Origin of the sequence: Yinghuangia aomiensis, assembly GCF_039542225.1 — a bacterium.
GTDB lineage: Bacteria > Actinomycetota > Actinomycetes > Streptomycetales > Streptomycetaceae > Yinghuangia > Yinghuangia aomiensis.
Window position 1 is genome coordinate 98,199 of record NZ_BAABHS010000022.1, and the last position, 18,410, is coordinate 116,608.

General features: G+C 71.5%; 19 protein-coding genes. 10 read left to right on the top strand and 9 right to left on the bottom strand.

The window, feature by feature from the left end:
• Positions 1–8: 8 nt before the first annotated feature.
• Together ABEA93_RS27760 and ABEA93_RS27765 are read left to right on the top strand one after the other, a co-directional pair.
• On the top strand, positions 9–1,136 hold the full coding sequence (locus ABEA93_RS27760) for an acyl-CoA dehydrogenase family protein (protein ID WP_345678539.1): 1,128 nt from the start codon (positions 9–11) through the stop codon (positions 1,134–1,136).
• 278 nt (positions 1,137–1,414) lie between these two features.
• On the top strand, positions 1,415–1,765 hold the full coding sequence (locus ABEA93_RS27765; RefSeq protein ID WP_345678540.1) for a DUF6087 family protein: 351 nt from the start codon (positions 1,415–1,417) through the stop codon (positions 1,763–1,765).
• A 14-nt stretch (positions 1,766–1,779) separates the two neighbouring features.
• Here the strand turns inward: ABEA93_RS27765 and ABEA93_RS27770 are convergent, their stop codons facing one another.
• Positions 1,780–2,559 carry an SDR family oxidoreductase gene (locus ABEA93_RS27770; RefSeq protein ID WP_345678541.1) on the bottom strand — a complete coding sequence of 260 codons (780 nt, stop codon included), beginning with the start codon at positions 2,557–2,559 and terminating at the stop codon, positions 1,780–1,782.
• A 204-nt stretch (positions 2,560–2,763) separates the two neighbouring features.
• On the opposite strand from ABEA93_RS27770, the gene ABEA93_RS27775 reads away from it, so the two are divergent.
• Entirely contained in the window at positions 2,764–3,291 is a 528-nt protein-coding gene (locus tag ABEA93_RS27775) for a hypothetical protein (protein WP_345678542.1), read from the top strand.
• 1 nt (position 3,292) lies between these two features.
• On the opposite strand, the gene ABEA93_RS27780 is transcribed toward ABEA93_RS27775, so the two are convergent.
• The 6 genes from ABEA93_RS27780 to ABEA93_RS27805 all read right to left on the bottom strand — a co-directional run bounded on the left by ABEA93_RS27780 (position 3,293) and on the right by ABEA93_RS27805 (position 10,816).
• Entirely contained in the window at positions 3,293–3,925 is a 633-nt protein-coding gene (locus ABEA93_RS27780; protein WP_345678543.1) for a LysE family translocator, read from the bottom strand.
• Positions 3,925–6,012: an outer membrane protein assembly factor BamB family protein gene (locus ABEA93_RS27785; RefSeq protein ID WP_345678544.1), complete on the bottom strand. Its 2,088-nt coding sequence runs from the start codon at positions 6,010–6,012 to the stop codon at positions 3,925–3,927. The genes ABEA93_RS27780 and ABEA93_RS27785 overlap by 1 nt, the downstream gene beginning before the upstream one ends.
• Positions 6,013–6,250: 238 nt before the next feature.
• Entirely contained in the window at positions 6,251–7,237 is a 987-nt protein-coding gene (locus ABEA93_RS27790; protein WP_345678545.1) for an acyl-CoA dehydrogenase family protein, read from the bottom strand.
• Positions 7,237–8,424: an acyl-CoA dehydrogenase gene (locus ABEA93_RS27795; RefSeq protein WP_345678546.1), complete on the bottom strand. Its 1,188-nt coding sequence runs from the start codon at positions 8,422–8,424 to the stop codon at positions 7,237–7,239. The genes ABEA93_RS27790 and ABEA93_RS27795 overlap by 1 nt, the downstream gene beginning before the upstream one ends.
• Before the next feature lie 56 nt (positions 8,425–8,480).
• Positions 8,481–9,386: an SDR family oxidoreductase gene (locus ABEA93_RS27800; protein WP_345678547.1), complete on the bottom strand. Its 906-nt coding sequence runs from the start codon at positions 9,384–9,386 to the stop codon at positions 8,481–8,483.
• A 188-nt stretch (positions 9,387–9,574) separates the two neighbouring features.
• The gene (locus ABEA93_RS27805; protein WP_345678548.1) at positions 9,575–10,816 is read right to left on the bottom strand and encodes an amidohydrolase family protein; all 1,242 of its coding nucleotides are present in this window, start codon (positions 10,814–10,816) and stop codon (positions 9,575–9,577) included.
• A 96-nt stretch (positions 10,817–10,912) separates the two neighbouring features.
• Here ABEA93_RS27805 and ABEA93_RS27810 point away from each other — a divergent pair, with 96 nt between their 5' ends.
• A complete protein-coding gene (locus tag ABEA93_RS27810; protein WP_345678549.1) occupies positions 10,913–11,527 on the top strand; it encodes a cysteine hydrolase family protein in 615 nt (204 codons plus the stop codon).
• A 211-nt stretch (positions 11,528–11,738) separates the two neighbouring features.
• On the opposite strand, the gene ABEA93_RS27815 is transcribed toward ABEA93_RS27810, so the two are convergent.
• On the bottom strand, positions 11,739–13,301 hold the full coding sequence (locus ABEA93_RS27815) for a class I adenylate-forming enzyme family protein (protein WP_345678550.1): 1,563 nt from the start codon (positions 13,299–13,301) through the stop codon (positions 11,739–11,741).
• Positions 13,302–13,501: 200 nt separating this feature from the next.
• Between ABEA93_RS27815 and ABEA93_RS27820 the strand changes: the two genes are divergently transcribed.
• From ABEA93_RS27820 to ABEA93_RS27845, 6 genes are all read left to right on the top strand, one after another.
• On the top strand, positions 13,502–13,915 hold the full coding sequence (locus ABEA93_RS27820; protein WP_345678551.1) for a Rieske (2Fe-2S) protein: 414 nt from the start codon (positions 13,502–13,504) through the stop codon (positions 13,913–13,915).
• 43 nt (positions 13,916–13,958) lie between these two features.
• Positions 13,959–14,549, top strand: a complete 591-nt coding sequence (locus ABEA93_RS27825) for a Uma2 family endonuclease (RefSeq protein ID WP_345678552.1) — start codon at positions 13,959–13,961, stop codon at positions 14,547–14,549.
• A 93-nt stretch (positions 14,550–14,642) separates the two neighbouring features.
• Positions 14,643–14,927: a type II toxin-antitoxin system Phd/YefM family antitoxin gene (locus tag ABEA93_RS27830; protein WP_345678553.1), complete on the top strand. Its 285-nt coding sequence runs from the start codon at positions 14,643–14,645 to the stop codon at positions 14,925–14,927.
• Entirely contained in the window at positions 14,920–15,210 is a 291-nt protein-coding gene (locus tag ABEA93_RS27835; RefSeq protein WP_345678554.1) for a type II toxin-antitoxin system RelE family toxin, read from the top strand. Before ABEA93_RS27830 ends, ABEA93_RS27835 begins: the two co-directional genes overlap by 8 nt.
• Positions 15,211–15,257: 47 nt before the next feature.
• Positions 15,258–16,547 carry a DUF2786 domain-containing protein gene (locus tag ABEA93_RS27840; protein WP_345678555.1) on the top strand — a complete coding sequence of 430 codons (1,290 nt, stop codon included), beginning with the start codon at positions 15,258–15,260 and terminating at the stop codon, positions 16,545–16,547.
• Positions 16,548–16,738: 191 nt separating this feature from the next.
• Positions 16,739–17,317, top strand: a complete 579-nt coding sequence (locus ABEA93_RS27845; RefSeq protein ID WP_345678556.1) for an anthrone oxygenase family protein — start codon at positions 16,739–16,741, stop codon at positions 17,315–17,317.
• 89 nt (positions 17,318–17,406) lie between these two features.
• Here the strand turns inward: ABEA93_RS27845 and hemB are convergent, their stop codons facing one another.
• Complete coding sequence (hemB, locus tag ABEA93_RS27850; protein ID WP_345678557.1) at positions 17,407–18,408, bottom strand: porphobilinogen synthase; 1,002 nt, start codon at positions 18,406–18,408, stop codon at positions 17,407–17,409.
• Between the last annotated feature and the right edge of the window lie 2 nt (positions 18,409–18,410).

The following is an 18,410-nucleotide window of genomic DNA, read 5'->3' on the forward strand; positions in this document are numbered from 1 at the left end:
GATATCCGATGGATCTGCAGTTCAGCGACGAGCAGGAGACCCTCCGCGAGACGGTGCGCGGCCTGTGCGGGCGGTACGCCGGCCTGGCGGTCGTGCGGGCCATGGAAGAGGACGCGGTGGGCTACTCCGCGGACTTCTGGGCCAAGCTCGGGGAGGCCGGGCTGATCGGCCTGACCATCCCGGAGAAGTGGGGCGGGTCGGAGATGACCCTCCTCGACGCGGCGGTCGTGTACGGCGAACTCGGCCGCGCGCTCTCGCCGTCCCCGCACTTCGCCAGCTCGGTCGTGGCGGGCGGCGTGCTGACCGCGGCGGGCACCGACGAGCAGCGCCAGGAGTGGCTGCCGAAGATCGCCTCCGGCGAGGCCGTGGTGACCACGGGCTGGCTGGAGCCGGACCGCGGATACGGGCCGAAGGGCATCGCGCTCGCCGCCGCGCGGGACGGCGACGGGTGGACGCTCACCGGCACCAAGCGCCATGTGCCGTACGCCAATTCGGCCGACCGCATCCTGGTGCTCGCACGCACCGGCGCGGGCGCCGAGGACGTCACGCTGTTCCTCGTCGACCCGGCCGCGGCGGGCGTCACGCTCACCGCCCAGCGCACGATCGCGTCCGACGTGCAGCACCGGGTGGACCTGGCCGGCGTCCGGGTCGGCCCGGACGCGGTGGTGGGCACCGTCAACGGCGGCTGGGCACCGTGGGCGGACACGCTCCGCGACGGCATCGTCCTGCTCGCCGCGCAAGCCGCGGGCGGGGCACGGCGGGTGCTCGAGATCACCGTCGACTACGCCAAGACCCGCAAGCAGTTCGACAAGCCGCTGGGCGCGTTCCAGGCGATCGCCCACGACCTGTCCGACGCGGTGACCGCCGTCGACGGGGCGGAGACGCTGGCCTGGGAGGCCGCCTGGGCCCGGGACACCGGGCGCCCGACGGCCAAACTCGCCCCGATGGCCAAGCTGTTCGCCGCCCGGACCTACCGGGAGGTGAGCGACTTGGCGGTGCACGTGCACGGCGGGATGGGCTTCACCGTCGAGTGCGACGTCCAGCTGTTCTTCCGCCGCGCGAAGGCCCTGCAGCTTTCCTGGTGGGACGACCGCTACTTGGAGGAGCTGATCGCCGCGGAGATCCTCGACGCGTGATCACTGCGCCCGGCGCGGTTGCCGACCGCGCCGGGCCGCAGGTGCCGACAGGAATTCTCCGATTTCCCGCCACCCCCTTCTCCGAATTACCGCGCTTTTCGATCGCCAATTGATCATTTACGACCGCGCCGCGCGGTGATTTCCGCATGCCCGGACGAAAGCAAACGATCAGACCCCGATCGCTGCGGTCAACCCCGATTCGCCGACCAATTCGAGTGAACTTTCCCAGTCGGCAAAGCATTTCGCCGTAGTCTGTCTGCCCGGCGAAGGGAGCGCTGATGGAGGACGAACCACTCGACGAATGGGCCGCGCGGCGGAGCCGTCGGCTGCGGCCGGCCGGCGCGCTCCGAGCCGTCATCGTCGGCCGCCCGGTCGCCACCGCCGCGCACCTGTTCCCCGACGAGCCCCGCGCCATCGAGGAGTGGGACGGCTACCAGTGGCTGCCGGTCACCCTCCTCGGCGACTACGCCTCCGCCTGCCGCTACCTCGACCCCAACGCCACCGCCGTCGCGCACGAAGCCGCCGAGCAGGCCGCCGCGCTCACTCCGCGCCCCATCCACCGCAAGGGCACCGGCAAGCACCGCAAGCCGTCGCCGGATGAGCAGCCGCCGCAGCCGGCCGCCGAGTAGCGCCTTCGGCCGGCCTACTTCGCCGCGGCGGGCTCGGCCGTGCGCTCCACCAGGAAGTCAGCCCATGTCCGGGTCCCCCGCGCCGCCGTGTCCAGGTTCAGGTTGTCGCCGTCGCGGTAGGCGCGGCCGACCTTGCCGGGCATCCGGACCGGGAGGGTGGGGCGGCGCTTGCCGTGCACCCGGAGGTAGGCGCGGGACAGGTCGGCCAGCGTGGCGACCTCGGGACCGGCCAGGTCGGCGACGCGGCCGGACGGTGCGCCCACGGTCAGTTCGACGAGGCGGTCGGCGACGTCGCGGGAGTCGACCGGCTGCCACCGCAGGCCGCCCGGGGCGGGCAGCACCGGCAGCTTGGCCATGGTGGTCGCGACCTTGAGCGTCAGATCGTGGAACTGCGCGGCACGCAGCGTGGTGAACGGGATGCCGGACTCGGCGATCGCGCGCTCCGCGGCGTACTTGGCCCGGAAGTAGCCGAGCGGGACGGTGTCCGCGCCGATGACGGAGATGTAGACGATGTGCCGCACGCCCGCCCGGGACGCCGCCGCGACCAGGTTCGCCGCCACCACGTCGTCGCCCTTGGGACCGCCTGCCAGATGGAGCACGGTGTCGATGCCGTCCAGTGCCGCGTCCAGGCCGTCGCCGGCCAGCAGATCGCCCGCGGCGTACTCCACGCCGGGCTCCGGATCGCGCGCCCGGCGGCTCAGCACCCGCACGTCGCGCCCGGCCGCGCGCAGGCGCGGCAGCACGTGCCCGCCCAGGGTGCCGGTACCGCCGGTGACCAGAAGGGATGTCGCCATGACCGCCTCCGTGAGACTCGCCGCGTCCCGGGAGTCCGTGCAGTCCTTGCTGTCCGGCTCCCGGCCGCCCCGTTTCCCGGGGACACCGCGCTGACGGAGCGCGCGCCGGAAGTGTGACAGCAGGAGTCCGACAATCTCTCTGGGCAGTTGCGCCGGTGATCAGTACGCTCCGCGCACCGATCACGTGGGATCTTGGGGGGACCTGTGCATGCCGTCTGGTACCGGCAGACCTGGGCGCTCGTCGTCTGCGCCGTCATAGGGTTCGCGTTCTTCGCCATTCCGGCGGTGGCGCTGGTCATGTCACCCGGGCGCGCGACGGTCGTGACCGGCGTCCTCTTCATCCCCTTCGGGCTCTTCCTCGGGCTGCGCAGCCTGCGTGTCGCGACCGCCGCCAACCACCACGGCTTCGCGATGCACACGCTCGGCCACTCCCGCTTCGTGCCGTGGTGCCACGTCGCCGACCTCCGCATTGGGCAGGTCAAGGGAAGCGGCAACGCCAACACCGTGACCATGCACTGCGCGGTGGCCACCCTCACCGACGGCAAGCGCGTCGACATCGCCCCCGGCCTCGCCACACCCGCGCAGACCGTCAAAAGCGAGCGCCGCCTGCACGCTCGCGTCGACGCGCTCCACCGGCTGCGCGCCGGACACCAGTGCCTGGGACGGTGCGTCCAGGAACGGTGGTATTTCGGGCATCACGCGCCCAGCACGCGCGCCGTCATCCCCGCCTGAACTACTCCGACCACGCCAGCCGCAGCCCGAACCCCGCGATCAGCGTCCCCGTGATCCGGTCCAGCACCCGCCGCGCCACGGGCTTGGCCAGCCACGACCGCAGGACCCGGGCAAAGCCGATCAGGACCGACGACCAGACCAGTCCCAGCGCGATGTGGATCGCCGTCAGCGCGACCCCGAAGGCGACGTGCGGGGCGCCCTGCGGAATGAACTGCGGCAGCAGCGCGACATAGAACGCGCCGACCTTCGGGTTGAGCAGGTTCGTCAGCGCCCCGCGCCGCCACGCGGCGAACATGCCGCCGGAGGAAGCCGGTTCCGCGGAGACCACGGCAACCGGTCGGCGCCGCCAGGTGTCGTACAGCATCCGCGCACCCATCACCACGAGGTACGCGGCACCGGCCCACCGCAGCACCGTGTACGCCGCATGCGACGCCGTCAGCAGCGCCGTGATGCCGAGGGACGTCAGTACGCCCCAGACGAAGGTGCCCGTCTGTATCCCGAGCACGACACCCCATGCCTGACGGCGGTCGCCCAAGGCCGCGGTGCGCAGGATCAGTGCGGTGTCCAGCCCCGGGGTGAGGGTCAGGAGACCGACCACGAGGGTGAAGGACCACAAGGCGGTGGCGGTGCCCATTACAGCCGCACCGCCGTGAACGTGTTGTCGGCCGTGCCGAAGTACACCGCGTCGACGCCGGTCGCCGGGGTCTGGACGGCGCCGGACGCCTGGTACTTCCAGCGCGCCTGCATCGTGGCCGTGTCCACGGCGTAGAGGAACTGGTCGCTGCTGCCCACGTAGGCGACCGCCCCCGCGACCGTCGGAGCGCCCACATCGCCGCCCGCGTCGAACACCGCGCGCTGGGCCCCGGTCCCCGCGTCGAGCGCGAACAGCTTCGTCCCGCCGCCGATGTAGACCGACCCGCCGGCGGACACCGGCCCGGCCTTCGCCCCGACGCCCGCGAACTTCCACAGCGGCTTGCCCGCGGCGGCTTCCACCGCGTACAGCACGCCGTCGGTGCTCGTGAAGTACACGACGCCCCGGTCCACGACCGGGAAGCCGGAGACCGCGCCGCCGGTCGGGGCCACCCACTTCTTGGCACCGGACGCGGCGTCGAGCGCGTACAGATTGGTGTCGCTGCTGCCGACGTACACGGTCTCCCCGGCGACCACGGCGTGGTGGGTGTCGTTGCCGATCACCGTGCGCCAGCGCTGTCTGCCGTCCGCGTCGACCGCGTAGAGGGCGCCGTCCGCGCTGCCCGCGAACACGAGTCCGCCCGCGAACGCGGGCGAGTGCACGATGCCGCCGGTCGGGAACACCCAGCGCTGTTTGCCGTCGGCGGCGTTGACCGCATAGAGGTTCTTGTCGTCGCTGCCCAGATAGACCGTGCCGCCGACGACCGCGGGCGCCGATCCCAGCGCCGCGCCGGTGCGGAACGTCCAGCGCTCGCCGCCGTCCTTGGCGCCGAACGCGTACAGGGTCCCGTCGTTGGACGCGGCGTAGACCAGGTCGCCGGCCGGCTTGGGGGACGCGAGGACCGTGCCCGCCGTCGCCACCCGCCACTTCACCGTGCCGGGGGGCGGGGTGCTTCCCGGGGAGTCCCCGTGCGTCTTGGCGCCGCCGGAGCCGTCGTCCCGCAGCAGCGCCCAGGCGCCCGCGCCGGCCGCGGCCGCCCCGACCAGCCCGGCGGCGCCCAGCAGGAAGCGGCGGCGGCCGGGTCCGGGCGACGGGGATATCCGCTCGGTCGGGGCCACCGGCGGGGGTATCCGCTCGGTGGGGGCCGCGGACCGGGCGTCGGGCACGGTCTCCGGCCGGGTCCGGTCGTGCGGCGGAACCACCACGGTGGCCGCCTCGTTCGCGACCGTGGCGAGCCCGGGGACCGCGGCGGGCAGCCAGCCGGCGGTGAACATGTCGGTCGACACGTGGCCGCCGACCAGGCCCGCGGTCAGCTCGTCGAGCGTCGGCCGCCGGGCCGGATCGGTCGCCAGACAGGCCTCGACCAGGTCGCGCAGTTCGGCGGGGACACCGGTCAGATCGGCCTGCCCGGCCACGATCCGGTAGACGATCCCGGCGACGGATCCACCGCCGAACGGGCCTTGGCCGCTGGCCGCGAACGCCAGGACCGAGCCGAGCGAGAACACGTCGCTGGGCGGGCCGATCTCGGCCTCGCCCATCGCCTGCTCCGGCGACATGAAGCCGGGGGTGCCGACCATCGCGCCGGTCTGCGTCAGTTCGGAGCCGCCCAGCGCGCGGGCGATGCCGAAGTCGATGACCCTCGGCCCGTCGTCCGCGAGGATCACGTTCGCCGGCTTCAGGTCCCGGTGCACCAGCCCGCACGCGTGGATGGCGGCGAGGCCCTCCGCCAAGCCCGCGCCCAGGCTGCGCACGGTGTCGACGGCGAACGGGCCGGACCGGACCACGGCGTCGTGCAGGGAGGGCCCGGGCACGTAGGCGGTGACCAGCCAGGGCGGGTCCCCGTCCGGGTCCGCGTCCACCACCGGCGCGGTGTAGAACCCGCCGACCCGGCGGGCGGCCTCGATCTCCAGACCGAAGCGCCGCCGGAAGTCGGGGTCGACCGCCAGAGCGGCGTGCACGACTTTGACCGCGACGGGGCGGCCGCCGGGCGAGCGGCCGAGGAAGACCTGTCCCATGCCGCCGCCACCCAGGCGGCCGAGCAGCAGATAGTTGCCCACCTGGGGCGGATCCGTGGGCTGGAGCGGTTCCATGGGCGGCGGACTCCCGTCCGTACGAGGCGCGCGTGCGACGCCTGACCATCCTCAGGTCGGCGGGAATTCTCGCAGGAAACGGCAGCGAGCGGGCCCGTCCGCAAGGACGAACCCGCTCGCCGCCTTCCCACGGCCGCGGCGGTACAGGGAGGACCGCCGCGGAGTCGGATCGGCGCACGAAGGCCACCGGCGCTCGGCAGCCCGCTCCGGCGACCGGCTTCCGGTCGCCAGGTGCCGCCTACAGCGTCAGCGCCAGCGCTTCCTCGTTCTCCTCCGCGCCGCCGAACTGCGTCGCGTGGACCCACGCGCGCTTCAGGTAGAGGTGCACGTCGACCTCCCACGTGAAGCCCATGCCGCCGTGCACCTGCGTGGCGTCCTTGGCGTTGCGGGTCGCCGCGTCGTCGGCCATCAGCTTCGCCGTCGGCACCGCCACCGCCGCGTCGCCGACCACCGGGTCGTCGAGCGTGACGGCCGCCGCGTAGACCGCGGCGCGGGCGATCTCGGTGCGCACCAGCATGTCCGCGCACAGGTGCTTGACCGCCTGGAACGAGCCGATGATGCGGCCGAACTGCTCGCGCTCCTTGGCGTACTGGGTCGCGAGTTCGGTGAGCTTCCCGGCGATGCCGAGCTGGATCGCGGCGGTGAGCACCGCGCCCTCGCGCCGGAACCGGGCCGCGGTCTCCGCGTCGCCGACCGGCTCGCCGGCGGGCAGCGCCTCCACGTGGTGCAGCGGCGTGAACGGGTCCACCGGGTTCGCGATCGCGGTGCCGGACACGGCCGCCGGGTCGACCCGGCGCAGGCCGTCCGCGTCGAGGACGAGCAGCACGTCGAGCACGTCGAGGTGTTCGACGAGCAGCGGCGTCGCCTCGCCGTCCACGAGCCCGACGATCAGTTCACCGGACGCGGCGCCCGCGCCCAGGTCGCCGTCGAGGGACGCGGCCAGGTGGGTGGCGACCAGCGGGCCGGGCAGCAGCACGCGCCCCGCCTCTTCGTAGACGAGCGCGGCTTCGGCGGTGCCGAGGCCGACGCCGCCGTCCGCCTCCGGGACGCGCAGCGAGAAGAAGCCGGTCTCGGCCAGTTCCGCCCACAGCGCCTTGTCGACCATGCCCGGCACCCGGGCCTTGTCGACGAGGTTGCGCATCCGGTCGCGGTCGAAGCGGCCCTCGCAGAAGTCGCGGACGCCGGTGGCCAGGTCGCGCTGGTCCTCGCTCAGCTGGAAGTCCATCAGCGCTCCTTCGGCAGGCCGAGGATGCGCTCCCCGACGATGTTCCGCTGGATCTGGGAGGTGCCCGCCGCGATCGTGTACGAGAACGACGACAGCCGCTCGTCCATCAGCTCGCCGCTCGGCAGCCCCGCCACGTCCTCGACGCACAGCGCGGCCCGGTCGAGGAGCCGGTGCGCCAGGTCGTAGATCTTCTGCTTGGTCTCGGAGAAGCGCAGCTTGAAGACCGAGCCGCCGACGCCCGGCATGCCGGAGCGGGCCGCCTCGGAGACGTTCCACTTGGTGAGCGCCCACAGCGCTTCGAACTCGGCGGTCAGGTGCCCGAGTTCGCGGCGCAGTGCGACGTCGTCCCACGCGGTGGCGTTCTTGCGGGTGACCTTCTTGGCGAGTTCGGCGAGTTCGCGCAGCAGGCGCTGGCAGGCGACGACCTCGGAGACGAAGGCGGTGCCGCGCTCGAACGAGAGCGTGACCATGGTGACGCGCCAGCCGTCGTTCTCCTCGCCGACCCGGTTGGCGACCGGCACGCGGACGTCGTCGAAGAAGACCTCGGCGAACTCCGACGTGCCCATGATCGTCTCGAGCGGGCGGATGGTGATGCCCGGCGTGTCCATCGGCACGATGAGCCAGGTGATGCCCTTGTGCTTGGGCGCGTCCGGGTCGGTGCGCACGAGCATTTCGCAGTAGTCCGCGACCTCGGCGTGCGAGGTCCAGATCTTCGCGCCGTTGATGACGTACTCGTCGCCGTCGCGCACCGCGCGGGTGCGCAGCGACGCGAGGTCGGAGCCCGCGCCCGGCTCGGAGAAGCCCTGGCACCACACGTCGTCGCCGGACAGGATGCCCGGCAGGTACTTGCGGCGCTGCTCCTCGTTGCCCGCCGCGTTGACGGTCGGGCCGGCGTGCAGGAGGCCGACGAAGTTGGCGCCGACGTACGGCGCGCCCGCCCGCTCGGTCTCCTCCAGGAAGATCAGGTGCTCGGTCGGCGTCGCGCCCTTGCCGCCGGCCTCGACGGGCCAGTGGATGCCGGCGTATCCGGCGTCGAAGAGCATGCGCTGCCACGCGGTGTCGTACGCGCGGCGGCCGGGCCAGTCGTTGCGGTCCGGCTTCGGCGGCAGCTTGGGCAGCGCCTCGGCGAGCCACGCGCGCAGTTCGCCGCGGAACCGCTCCTCGGCTTCGGTGTACCTCAGGTCCATCGCTACTACCTCTCAGACCTCGTCAGACCTCAGACCTCAAGGGACCGGCGGAGCGGTCAGGCACCGTAGACCGGCGTGGGGGCGGGCGCCTCGTCGACGAGCTTGGCGACGACGGGGCCCAGCTCGGCGGGCTGCCAGCGGCGGCCGGCGCGGGCCTCGGGGCCGTGCTGCCAGCCGACGGCGACCGAGACCTTGTCGCCCTCGATCTCGAAGCAGCGGCCGGTGACGTCCTTGGACTCGGGCGAGCCGAGCCAGACGACCAGCGGCGAGACGTTGGCCGGGTCGTAGAAGTCGAAGGAGCCGTCGGTCGGCGCGGCGACCATGTCGGGCATGGCCTCTTCGGTCATGCGGGTGCGCGCGGCCGGGGCGATGGCGTTGACGGTCACGCCGTAGCGGCCGAACTCGACCGCGGCGATCTGCGTGAGGGTGAGGATGCCGCCCTTGGCGGAGGCGTAGTTGCCCTGGCCGACCGAGCCCATGAGGCCGGCGCCGGAGCTGGTGTTGATGATGCGGGCGTCGACCGGGTTGCCGGCCTTGGCCTGCTCGCGCCAGTAGGCGGCGGCGTGCCGCATGGTCGCGAAGTGGCCCTTGAGGTGGACGCGGACGACCGAGTCCCACTCGGCCTCGCTGAGCGAGACGAGCATGCGGTCGCGCAGGAAGCCGGCGTTGTTGACCAGCACGTCGAGGCGGCCGAAGGTGTCGATCGCGGTCTGGATCAGGCGCCCGGCGCCGTCCCAGTCGGCGACGTCGTCGGCGTTGATGACGGCCTTGCCGCCCATCGCCTCGATCTCGTCGACGACCTGCTGGGCCGGGCCCGGCGAGCGGCCGTCGCCCTGGCGGGAGGCGCCGATGTCGTTGACCACCACGGATGCGCCCTCGCGGGCGAACGCCAGCGCGTGCTCGCGGCCGATGCCGCCGCCCGCGCCGGTGACGATGACGACGCGTCCCTCGCAGATACCCATGTCGACCCTACCGGTCCCCTCTGGAAGTACCCCTGACCTGACCTGGCCTTGGAGTCTAGATCTGACGACTAGTCAAATACCCGCGAACGGCCTGCCGGACGCGTCACATTCGCGCGTCCGGCAGGCCGCCGTCGGGTGGTGCCGATGTCTTGCGCTACCGGTCGGCCTCCCGCCGGTGACTCCGCGTGCTACTTGTCGAAGTCCAGGTTGAGCATCCTGATGGCGTTGCCGCGGATGATCTTGTAGACGGTCTCCTTGTCGAGGCCGGCCAGGTGCTCTTCGGCGACCTTCTTGGTGTGCGGCCAGGTCGAGTCGACGTGCGGGTAGTCGGTCTCGAACGTGACGTTGTCCACGCCGATCGCGTCCAGCGAGTTGACGCCGTGCTGGTCGCGGAAGAAGCACGCGTACATGTTCTGGTGGAAGTAGAACGACGGACGCTCGGCCAGGCCGTCGCCGACGCCCGCCCACGCGCGGTGCTCCTCCCACACGTCGTCCATGCGCTCGAGGGCGTAGGGGATCCAGCCCATCTGGCCTTCGGAGTAGGCCAGCTTGAGCCGCGGGTAGCGGGCGGGAATGCCGGCGAAGATGAAGTCCGCCATCGACGCCATCGCGTTGTTGAAGCTCAGCGACGCCTGGACGGCCGCGGGCGCGTCGGGGGACGCGGCGGGCATCGTCGAGGACGAGCCGATGTGCATGTTGATGGTGACGCCGCGCTCTTCGCAGATGCGGAAGAACGGGTCCCAGTAGCCGGTGTGGATGCTCGGCAGGCCCAGGAACGCGGGGATCTCCGAGAAGCACACCGCGGTGACGCCGCGGTCGGCGTTGCGGATGATCTCGGCGACCGCGAGGTCGACGTCCCAGAGCGGGATGATGATCAGCGGGATCAGGCGGCCGCCCGAGTCGCCGCACCACTCCTCGACCATCCAGTCGTTGTAGGCGCGGACGCAGGCGAGGGCAACTTCCTTGTCCTTGGCCTCGGAGAACGTCTGGCCGCAGAACCGCGGGAAGGTCGGGAAGCACAGGGAGGCCTCGACATGGTTGAGGTCCATGTCCTTCAGGCGCTCCTTCGGGTCGTACAGACCCGGGCGCATCTCCTCGCGCGTGATGCCTTCGAGCGTCATCTGGTCGCGGCTGAAGCCGACCGCGGCGATGTTCCGCTTGTAGGGGAAGCGCAGGTCCTCGTAGAACCACCAGTCCGCGAGCGGCCCGTCCGGGTCGGTCGTGATCTTGTAGCTCGCACCGACGTACTCCAGCTGCCCGATGCCCGTCTGGACATGCTTGGGGCCCCGGTCGTGGAACTTGGCCGGCAGCCAACGCTCGAACAGGTGCGCCGGTTCGATGACGTGGTCATCGACGCTGATGATCTTCGGAAGCTCTCCGAAGCTGTTGCCGGACTCGGTGGCGTCCTGCTCGGGCAGGTTGGCGCTCATCGGCCCCTCCTACGGACTGAATCTGATGGACCGTCAGATTTAGCGTAATCTCTCCCTGCAGGCAACAGCAAGCGGCTGGTCCGTCAGGAGGCTCACATGGCACTCGATATGGGTACGTTGCTCGCTCCCGGGACGACCGCCCTGGTCACCCAGGAATGCCAGAACGGCGTGATCGGGAAGCAGGCGGTTTTCCCCGCCCTCGCCGAGCAGACCCAGGGTCTGATTCCGGCCATCGACACACTGTGCAAGGCCGCGCGCGCCGCGGGCGCACCCGTCCTGCACTGCCTCGCCGTGCGGCGCCCGGACGGCCAAGGGGCCAACCGAAATGCGCGGATGTTCGGCGCGGCGGCCAAAGCCCCCGTGCAGTTGCTTCCCGGGTCGACCGCGGCAGACGTCGCAGACGGCATCGAAGTGGCCGAATCCGACCTCGTCCTGACGCGCTATCACGGCCTGGGCCCGATGGCCGATACCGGTCTGGCGGCGGTGCTCCGCAACCTCGGCGTGCAGACCGTCGTGGGCGTCGGCGTGTCCCTCAACGTCGGCATGCTCAACTTCGCGATGGACGCCGTGAACGCCGGATTCCAGTTCGTCATCCCCCGCGACGGCGTCGCCGGCTTCCCCCCGGAATACGCGGAAGCCGTCCTCGCCAACACCCTGAACGCGGTGGCGACGATCACCACGACGGACGAGATCCTCGCCGCCTGGCGGTGACCGAGGGACGACGAGGCGACGGCGCGGCGCGAAGGCCGCGCCAACGCCGGGGCCGTGTCGGCGCCTCCGGCCTTCGGGACTCCCCCGCAGCTCCCCCGCCCTCGTCCTGCCTCTCCCGCGGTCCCGTCCCGCGGCCCCCGACGCGAAACGGCCGGGCGGCCGGAGGCGCGCAAGCGCCCCGGCCGCCCGGCCGTTTCGTTCGTCTGTCCGCCTACCGCCGCGGGGTCCACGGCTTGGCGTTGTACTCGTCGCGGATCTTGAACTTGAGCACCTTGCGGAGCGTGTCGTTGCGCGGCAGCGCGTCGACGACCTCCAGCTGCTCCGGGATCTTCTGCACCATCAGGCTCGCGTCCTTCAGGTACCGCACCATCTCGTCGAACTCCAGGTCCGGCTGCCCCGGCTGACGCTCGACCACCGCGCACACCCGCTCGCCGCGCTCGCGGTCGGTCAGGCCGACCACCGCGACGTCCGCCACCTTCGGGTGGGCGAACAGCAGGTCCTCGATCTCCCGCGCGGAGATGTTCTCGCCCTTGCGGATGATCACGTCCTTCAGCCGCCCGGTCAGCGAAAGGTGCCCGTCCGCCCGGAGCTTGCCCAGGTCGCCCGTGCGGTAGAAGCCGTCCTCGTCGAACGCCTCCTTGGTCAGCTCCGGGTCGGTGTAGCCCTTGAACACCATCGGGCCGCGCAGCCGGACCTCGCCCTCCTCGTCCGGACCGGCGGGCGTGCCGTCCGCACGGACGATCCGCACCTCGATGCCGAACACCGGCTTGCCCTCGGTGAACTTCAGCTGGTCCGCGGAGTCGTTCGGGCCGCCCTGCGCGATCATCGGCGACTCGGTCATGCCGTAGCCGTGGCACAGCACGGCCTGCATCTCGTCGACGACCTCGTGGTACAGCTCCGGCGGCTTCGGCGCGCCGCCGCCGGACACGATCCGCAGCGACGGGATGATCTTCTCGCCGGGCTGCTTGCGCTGCTCGTTGAGGAACGCGACGTAGAACGCCGGGCCGCCGCCGACCATCGTGACGCCGAGCCGCTTGTAGACCGGGATGACCCCGGCCGGGTCGAACGTCTCGATGATGACCGCCGGGAAACCGGTGATCAGCAGCGTGTTGACGTAGTCGGGGCCGGCGATGTGCGCGTACGGGAACGCGATCGAGCCGACGTCCGTCTGCGCCATGTCGAGCGCCTTCGCCAGGCCGATGCCGCCCGCGATCAGCGTGCCGTCGGTGTGCTGCACGCCCTTCGGGTCCGACGTCGTGCCCGACGTGTAGTACAGCCAGCGCACCTCGTCGCCGTCGGTCGGCGCGGGCGGCAGCGACGCGGGGTCGCCCTCGGGCAGCTCGTCGTATGCGACGAGGACCGTGAGGCCGCCCGGCTGCTCCTTGCCCAGCGCCTCGCCCATCGCGACGAAGTCGAAGCCCTTCCAGATGCCCGGCGTCAGATAGAACTCGGCGTCGGTCTGCCGGAGGCAGAAGCCGACCTCCTTCTCCCGGTAGAACGGGATGATCGGGTTCTGCACCGCACCCAGCCGCGCGAGGGCCGTCGCGGCGACGATCGACTCGATCCGGGTCGGCAGCTGCCAGGTCACCCGGGTGCCCGCGGTGATCCCCAGCGCGTGGTAGCCCGCCGCAACCCGCTCCGCCCACGCCTTGAACTCGCCGAACGTGACCGTGCGGTCCGCCGGGTCGAGCAGCATCGGGGTGTCCGGTGTGGCCGCGGCACGGCGCTCCACCAGCTCCCAGAGCGTCTTGGCGTCGTAGATCGGATCAGACACGTGCCCTCCACGTGAGATGGTTCGCCAACCCGGCTGCGGCCGCCCGCACGACAGGCACGGCATGCGAACCTGACGGTACGTCAGAATCGGGGCGGACCGGAAGGGTGGGGCAGGTCACTCCCGACCCGCAACGTGAATTCGATCACGCCCGGTCGGCGCGGCTCTGTCATTCCCACGAAGGCATGCCTACCCTGCCCGCTATGAAGGTGCCGTTCCGCCGGGACCGCCGGGAGCCCCCGCCCTGCGTCCCCGAAGGCGCCGTGAACGCGGGGCCGCTCACCGCCGTGCCCGAAGGCCGCATCCACCGGATCAGCGACCACCCTCCGGTCGCGGTCGTCCGCCACGGGGACACCGTCCACGCCTTCGAAGACCGCTGCCCGCACCGAGGCGCTCTCCTGTCCCGCGGCTCCCTGTCCGGCGAAGAGGTCACCTGCCCCTCCCACAAAGGCGTCTTCCGGGTCGACACCGGCAAGTCCATCGGCGAGCTGACCTGCCGCGATGTGCGCACATACACAGCCACGGTGGTGGACGGCGTGCTTTACATCGCATCGGCGCCGCGCACGCCCCGCGAATCGCGTCGAGCGCCGTGCGGAAATCGCGGAGCATGCGGTTGACCACCTCTTAGGGTGGGTGAACACAAGCCGCCCGGGAGGTCCCATGGAAGAGACGGAAGACGTCACGCCGTCGCTGATCAAGGCCCAACTCGCGATGCTTCGTGCGCTGCGAGCCAGCGAGGACATCCCCGCTGACGTGTGGTGGGAAGCGACGCCGCACCGCATCGTGATGATGACGACGGCGGACTACGAACACGCTCGCATCCGGACAATCATTCGTCAGCAACTTGAAGCGGGGCTCGCCGAAGGACTGGATGTCGAGAACGACGTCGCCTTCATCACGGCAGTGCATGGGGAACGCACTCCCGACCTCTTCGTGATCGACCCCAACGGGCGGCCCGAGTTCCGTGACGGCCACTTCCTGTCGATGCAAAGCGTCAAACTCGTCGTCGAGGTCACCAGCAAAGCAACCCGCACTGCCGACCTCGTCGAGAAACCGGCCGAGTACGCCTCATCCGGCGTCCCCGTCTACCTCGTCATCGACCGTAAAACGCCTGAGGTCATCGTCCAGCACGGTCCCTGCGGCGGCCAGTACTCCCACACCGACCGCTACCCCGTCGGCAAAGACGTCCCCCTCCCCGCACCCATCAACCTCACCCTTGACATGGCCTTCCTCCCGGACTATCTGGACTAAACCAATCGACTACCCGGCAGTAGCCCCACCAATCGCTTGGGCGTTCGTCGGACCGCCTGACCAAAGCGCTTCCGCGGCCTAGAATTTGCCCTCATGAGGATGCTGCCGCTGGCCCAGGCGCAAGCGCAGCTCGCCTCTCTCGTGGACGAGATCGTCCGCACCCGCGGCCTCGTGGCGATCGCCCGGAACGGCGAACCGGCCGTCGTGATGCTCTCCGCCGAGGACTACGAGGCGCTCCAGGAGACCCTCGCCCTCCTCAACGACAGCTCCGCACGCATCCGCATCGACCAGGCCCGACGCGACATTGCCGCCGGAAACTACGCGACCGTCGAGGAGTTGGCCGAGATCATGGCCGAGCGGAGACAGAGCGATGGCTGACGTCGAAGTCCGCCCGGGGGCTTACCTCCTGCGCATCGCCCCCGAGGCCCGCCGGGCGCTCACCGACCGGCTGCCCCAATCGGTGGCCTGCGCGGCCTACCGCTTCATCACCGGCCCGTTGCTCATGCAGCCCTACGAGGTCGGCCTGCCGCTGTGCGACTCGCTGGCCGGCATGTGGTGCGCCCAGCGCGGCACCTACCGGGTCCGCTACACCGCCGACGAGAGCACCGGCACCGTCGACGTCCTCGACATCGCCCCGCGCACCGGCCTGCACCTGGTGTAACCGGAAGGCGACGGCACGCTACCGCCCGCGTCGCGGACAATGGGGGGATGCCCGCCGCGCTCCTCGACGAGATCCTGCACGCCCTCCTCGGCACGTCCGACCCGGACGCCAGGCAGGACGCGCTCGACGCGGGCGCCTCCCGCCTCGCCGCGGCCCCCGAACTCTGGGCCGACACGGCCAGGGCCTACCTCGCCCTCGGCACCCGCGTCATGGAAGGCTGCTGGGCCCGCGGCTGGCAGCCCGCCGACGTCGTCCGCATGGCCGTCCGCGACCTCGACGACCGGCACGTGCGCCTCACCGCCGACCTGATCGCCGCCGCCGCCCGCCGCGACACCCCCGGCGCACGCGGCACCCGCTGGACCGCGCAGCTGCGCGACACCGGCGCCGACGTGTGGTGGACCGACGACGGCGACTACCTCGCCGAGGTCGCCCGCCGCGAAGCGCTCACCCGCTTCGAGACCGCCGGGTACGCCCTGGAGACCCTGCGGCTGCTCTCGCGCCTCCCCGGCATCACCCCGCTGCACGCGGAAGCCGCCGAGCACCCGCACCCCACGGCCGGCACGGGCACCACAGGCACCACGGGTACCGAGCCGCGCATGCTCGCCCGCATCCGCGCGCTGCTCGCCAAAGCGGAATCGACCGAGTTCCCCGACGAAGCCGAGTCGCTCAGCGCCAAGGCCCAGGAACTCGTCGCCCGCTACAGCATCGACGAAGCACTCCTCACGGCCGGCCGGGACGGCGAAGGCGGCGGCGTCCGGCCGTCGGCCATCCGCATCGGCGTCGACGCGCCCTACGACGAAGCCAAAGCGATGCTCCTCGACGCGGTGTGCGACGCGAACCGCTGCCGCACCGTCTGGTCCCCGGACTTCGGCTTCGCCACCGTCATCGGCTTCGACACCGACCTCGACGCCGTCGAACTGCTCTACACCTCGCTCCTCACCCAGGCCACCGCCGCGATGACCCGCGCCGACCGCGCGGGCGGCAAACCGAAGCGCGCGTCGTCCCGGTCCCGGGACTTCCGGCAGTCCTTCCTCATCGCCTACGCCGACCGCATCGGCGAACGCCTCGCCCGCGCCGCGGAACAAGCCAAGGAACAGGCGGCCGAAGAGGCCGCGGCGGACGCCCGCGGCGGCCCCGCGGCGGCTCCCGAGCGCGACCTGCTCCCCGTACTGGCGTCCCGCGCGGTCGCCGTCGAGGACGCCGCCGCGCAGATGTTCCCCAACCTCGTCACGCACCGCGTCCGCATCCGCGACGAGGCCGGCTGGACGCACGGCCAAGCAGCCGCCGACCGTGCGGCCCTGGGCCCCCGGGCGACCCTGCCCCGGCCCCGCCGCTGACCGTCCGCACACCCCCGCACAGGGCTTCGCGCCATCGGTAATCCCTGGGTTAACCGGGGTTCCGATGTTGGCCGTTGTTGCCCGCCTTGCGTTGCGCGAATCTTGAAGCACCGAGGGAACGGAACCGCGGAGAACACCGGGAACCGCCTCGAACGCCGCACGAATCACCCTGCTGCTTCAAGGAGTTCACCATGTCTGCCGTCAACCGCCCCTGGACCCCCGCCCCGCTCGCCGCCCCCGCCGCCCCCACTGCCGCCGTCGGCGCTGCCGCGGACGCCAAGTCCCGTGTCTGGATCGGCCGTTGGCTGGTCTCCAGCGCGATCGCCAACGGCCTGATGGCCGGCACCTACGTGCTCTTCAGCGTCTGGGTCATGCCGATGCTCGGCCGCAAGAACGACGCCGGCTTCGTCGACAGCATGCAGAAGATCAACGTGCAGATCGAGAACCCGCTGTTCTTCGCGGCGTTCTTCGGCGCGATGGTGTTCCCCGCGATCGCCGCCTGGAAGCAGCGCAAGACCGGCGGCGGCACCGCGATGAAGTGGGCCGTCGCCGCGTTCGCCCTCTACACGACCACGGTGCTGACCACGTCCGGCATCAACGTCCCCCTCAACGAGATGCTCGCGAGCAAGGGCGACGCCGACCCGGCCAAGGCCCGCGCCGACTTCGAGGACGTCTGGAACCTGTGGAACGGCGTCCGCGCCGTCCTCACCACCGCCGCCTTCGCGGCCGGCATCCAGGCCGTCCGCGTGTTCCGCCGCAACCGCGGCTGACCCGGCACCACACCACACCCCCACAGCAACACCGCGGCCCCCGACCGGAGTTCCGGTCGGGGGCCGCGGCATGAGCACAAACGCGGGGATCAGCGCAGCTTCCCCGCCACCTCCGTCGCCCAGTACGTCAGGATCGTCTTCGCCCCCGCGCGCTTGACCGACGTCAGGGTCTCCATGATCACCCGGTCCCGGTCGATCCACCCGTGCGCGGCGGCCGCCTCGACCATCGAGTACTCGCCGCTGACCTGGTACGCCGACACGGGCACGTCCACCGCGTCGGCAATCCGCCGCACGATGTCCAGGTACGACATGGCCGGCTTCACCATCACCACGTCGGCACCCTCGGCGATGTCCAGCATCACCTCGCGCAGCGACTCGTCGGAGTTCGCCGGGTCCTGCTGGTAGGTCATCCGGTCGCCCTGCAGCGACGATTGCACGGCCTCGCGGAACGGCCCGTAGAAGCCGCTCGCGTACTTCGCGCTGTACGCCAGGATCGCCACGTCCGCGAATCCGGCGGAGTCCAACGCCCGCCGCACGTAGCCGACTTGGCCGTCCATCATGCCGCTCGGGCCGACCATGTCGACGCCCGCCGCGGCCTGCACGACCGCCATCTCGGCATAGCGCGCCAGCGTCGCGTCGTTGTCGACCGACCCGTCGGGACGCAGCACGCCGCAGTGCCCGTGGTCGGTGAACTCGTCCAGGCACAGGTCCGACATGACCACCGCGTCGGCGCCCACCTCGGCCTTCACGTCCCGGATCGCGACCTGGAGCACGCCCTCCGGATCCGTGCCCGCCGTGCCGCACGCGTCCTTGTGCTCCGGCACACCGAACAGCATCAGCCCGCCGACCCCCGCCGCGACCGCGTCGTGCGCGGCCTTCCGGAGCGAGTCACGCGTGTGCTGCACAACGCCCGGCATCGACGAGATCGGCACCGGCTCGGCCGCGCCCTCCCGCACGAACACCGGCAGGATCAGATCCGCCGGGTGCAGCCGGGTCTCCGCGACGAGGCGCCGCATCGCCGGGGTCCGGCGCAGCCTCCTCGGTCGCATCAGAGGAAAACCGCCGCCGGACTCCGGCAATGCGTCGGACATCG